This is a genomic window from bacterium, from assembly GCA_020440705.1.
Lineage (GTDB): Bacteria > Krumholzibacteriota > Krumholzibacteriia > LZORAL124-64-63 > LZORAL124-64-63 > JAGRNP01.
Genome location: JAGRNP010000218.1, coordinates 1 through 3,036 on the forward strand (window position 1 = coordinate 1; position 3,036 = coordinate 3,036).

General features: G+C 68.3%; 2 protein-coding genes. Both read left to right on the top strand.

The window, feature by feature from the left end; all coding sequences use genetic code 11:
- On the top strand, window positions 1–1,254 hold a 1,254-nt coding region (locus tag KDM41_17715; GenBank protein ID MCB1185259.1), incomplete at its 5' end, for a hypothetical protein.
- Window positions 1,255–1,257: 3 nt separating this feature from the next.
- Window positions 1,258–2,895, top strand: a complete 1,638-nt coding sequence (locus KDM41_17720) for a hypothetical protein (protein ID MCB1185260.1) — start codon at window positions 1,258–1,260, stop codon at window positions 2,893–2,895.
- The last annotated feature ends 141 nt before the right edge of the window (window positions 2,896–3,036 follow it).

Genomic DNA, 3,036 nt, shown 5'->3' on the forward strand with positions numbered 1-3,036 from the left:
GAGGTCATCGAGCAGAAGCGCGCCTTGCTCGACGCCGAGGTCGACCCGAGCCGCCGCCTCCAGGAGCAGGGAAAGATCGACGCCGAACTGGCCAAGGCCCGGGCGACCCAGGAAGAGCGCATCGCCGCGCTGATGTCCGAGGAACGCGACGCGGTTCAGAAGCTCGCCCAGGAGCGGCTCGCCCTGGAGAAGACCCTCCTGGAAGCCCAGGGCCGCCGCCACGAGGCCGCGCTCCTGGGGATCGACGAGGAGATCCGGCGGGCCGATCTCCTGCTCAAGAAGCAGGGCGCTTCCGACGCCGAGCGCGAAGCCACCCTGGCCCGGCTGCGCAGCTCGATGGAGTCCGGGGCCAACTTCGATGAGATCAAGCGCCAGGCCGAAGCCACGCTGGCGGACCTGGACGCCGCCCGCTCGGAGATCGAGGCCCGCGTCTCGGCGGGCCTGCTGTCCCAGGTCGAGGGCGAGCAGCAGATCCTGGCCATCGAAACCGAGCGCCTGGTCGCCCTGCAGAGCCTGGCCACGGAACTGGAACAGGCCGCCTGGGCCACCGGCGACCCCGAACGGATCGCCCAGGCCCGAGGCTTTACCGAGGCGGTGCGCGACCTCGGGTTCGCCGTCGAGGGGGCCCGTGTCTCTTTCGCCGCCTTCGGCAAGACCGCCCTGGACAGTGGTCGCGATGCCCTGACCGAGTTCTTCGACACCGGGATCACCGGCGCGAAGTCCCTCGGCGACGCCTTCCGCAACCTGGCGCTTTCAATCATCGCCGACCTGAAGCGCATGGCCGCCCAGCTTCTGGCCACGGCCATCATCAAGAAGATCGCCGGAGTGTTCAGCGGCGGCGGCCAGGTCGGCGGCACCGAGAAGAAGGCCACCGGCGGCGTTCTGGGAGGAATCGGCACGGGCACGTCCGACTCCAACCTCGCTTGGTTCTCCCGCGGCGAGTACCTGGTGCGCGCCGCTGTGGTCCGAGAGCCCGGCGTCCTGCGCCACCTGGACGACCTGAACCGCCGCGGGTCTCAGGCCCTGGTCCAGACCCCGGTCCTGGTCGAAGCCCCCGTGCCCCGGTTCGCCGAGGGCGGTCTGGTCGATGCGCCCGCCGCCGCGGACTCGCAGGAATCCAAGGACAATCAGGTGCTGATAGGCCTCGAGGAAGGGCTGATCCTCCGCCACCTGGAAAGCCCCGCCGGCCAGCGCATCCTGGTCAAGGCCATGGCCAAGAACCGCCGGGCGATCCGCTCGGCCCTGGGGACGTGAGCCATGTTCACCACCGGAACCGCCACCGACTACAACGACCTGGCCGAACGGCTGAACACGTTCCTGACCGCGAAGGGTTCGGCGTTCGGGCTCACCTACACCGGGACCGGCGACGGCCGCCTGACCGACTACTCCGGGGGTGCGTCATCCGTCGCTGAGACCTTCACCATTACGGCGACCTCGCCCACGTCCTTCGACGTGACCGGCAGCGTGACCGGTTCGATCGGTCCTGCGACTGTCGGCACGCCGTTCGCGCACGCCACGCTGGAGTTCCTGATCTCGGCCGGGGCGACCGCTTTCGTCGCCGGCGATCAGTTCGTCCTGTCGACCGCTCCGAAGTGGACCAGCCTGCGCCGTTCCCGCGGCTGCCGACTCGTAGCCACCCAGGGCAACGAGGGCACCTACGCCGTCCAGAACCTCGTGGACGGGAAGCTCAACATCTGGCCGTTCACCACCTCCAGCCTCACGAGCCGGTCTTGGAACATCTACACGACGGTCACCCTGCCTCAGGAGGTGGAGATCACCTTCTTCGAGCCGGTGACCATCGCCGCCTACGAGTTGACCCTACACGACACCACCGGCCAGGGGCCCAACGTGTGGGAGATGCAGTACTGGGACGGCGGCGCCTGGGTGACCCTCGACTCGCGGACCGGGATCATCTTCTACAACGGCATCCCGCAGACCTTCACCATCGCCTCGCCGGTCGAAGCGACCCGCTACCGGTGGCACATCACCAGCCTGCGCTACACCCAGCTGCACATGGGCACGCTGCGCATGTTCCGCCAATCGGACGGCGTCGACGCCTGCTTCCACGAGTACGCCTGGAAGGCCCCGGGCAACGATGGCAACTCGGAGATCTACACCGGCCTCCACGGCTTCGAGCGCCAGGACGCCGACTACTACGACTGGGAGATCGCCGGTATGGACGGCTGGCTCTCCGGATCGCGGTTCTACGAGCAGGTGGGTTTCCAGGGGAACCTCTACGTGCCGCTCTGGAACGCCCCGATCCCCTACTGGTTCGTCTGCGACGGCCGCCGCGCCGTCGTAGTGGCCAAGGTCTCCACGCAGTACGAGGTCGCGGTCTTCGGCCTGCTCGAGCCCTACTACTCCCCCGGCCAGTGGCCGTATCCGCTGGTCCTGGGCGGCTCGATGTCCCACGGCGAGTTCTCGCTCTGGGACGACACCGACTACCGGTGGTCCGTCACGGACAACCGCCACCGCATCCCGACCCACGCCGACACGGGGAACGCGCCGATCGGCACCGGAGAGCGTGATCCGTGGGACACGCAGCTGCGGGTCCGGAACCTCGACGGCAGTTGGAAGGCCGTGGAGGGGTCGCAGCTCGATTCCATCACCTCCACCCCGCAGACCTACTACCACATCCTGTGGCCGACCCGGTGCGGGCTGTCGCAGCTCGATCCCGGCCCCGGGGCGACCTACGACCTGTGGCCGGTGATGCCCATGCTGGGGGACGTCGGCAACGGCTACAACACACCGGGCCAACTGCCGGGCGTTGCCCTGGTCACCGGCCAGGATCTGAGCGCCGAAACCTTGATTCGCCAGGGCGCGGTCGATTGGATCGTCATCCCCAACGTCTTCCGCGTCGACCGTGACGACTTCTGCGCCGTGAGGTTGGACTGATGGCCGCTTCCTACCAGACCGGAATCGCCAGTTCGCCCACGAACCTCCTGCAGACGCTGGTGGCCTGGCTCATGGCCCAGGGCTGGACCGTGAACCAATCCGAACAGGACGGCACCGGCTGGCGGGCCCACCTGGTGAAGG

Bases quoted from the DNA above. Each gene is read 5' to 3' on its own strand.
- KDM41_17720 (MCB1185260.1), top strand. From the start codon at position 1,258: ATGTTCACCACCGGAACCGCCACCGACTACAACGACCTGGCCGAACGG.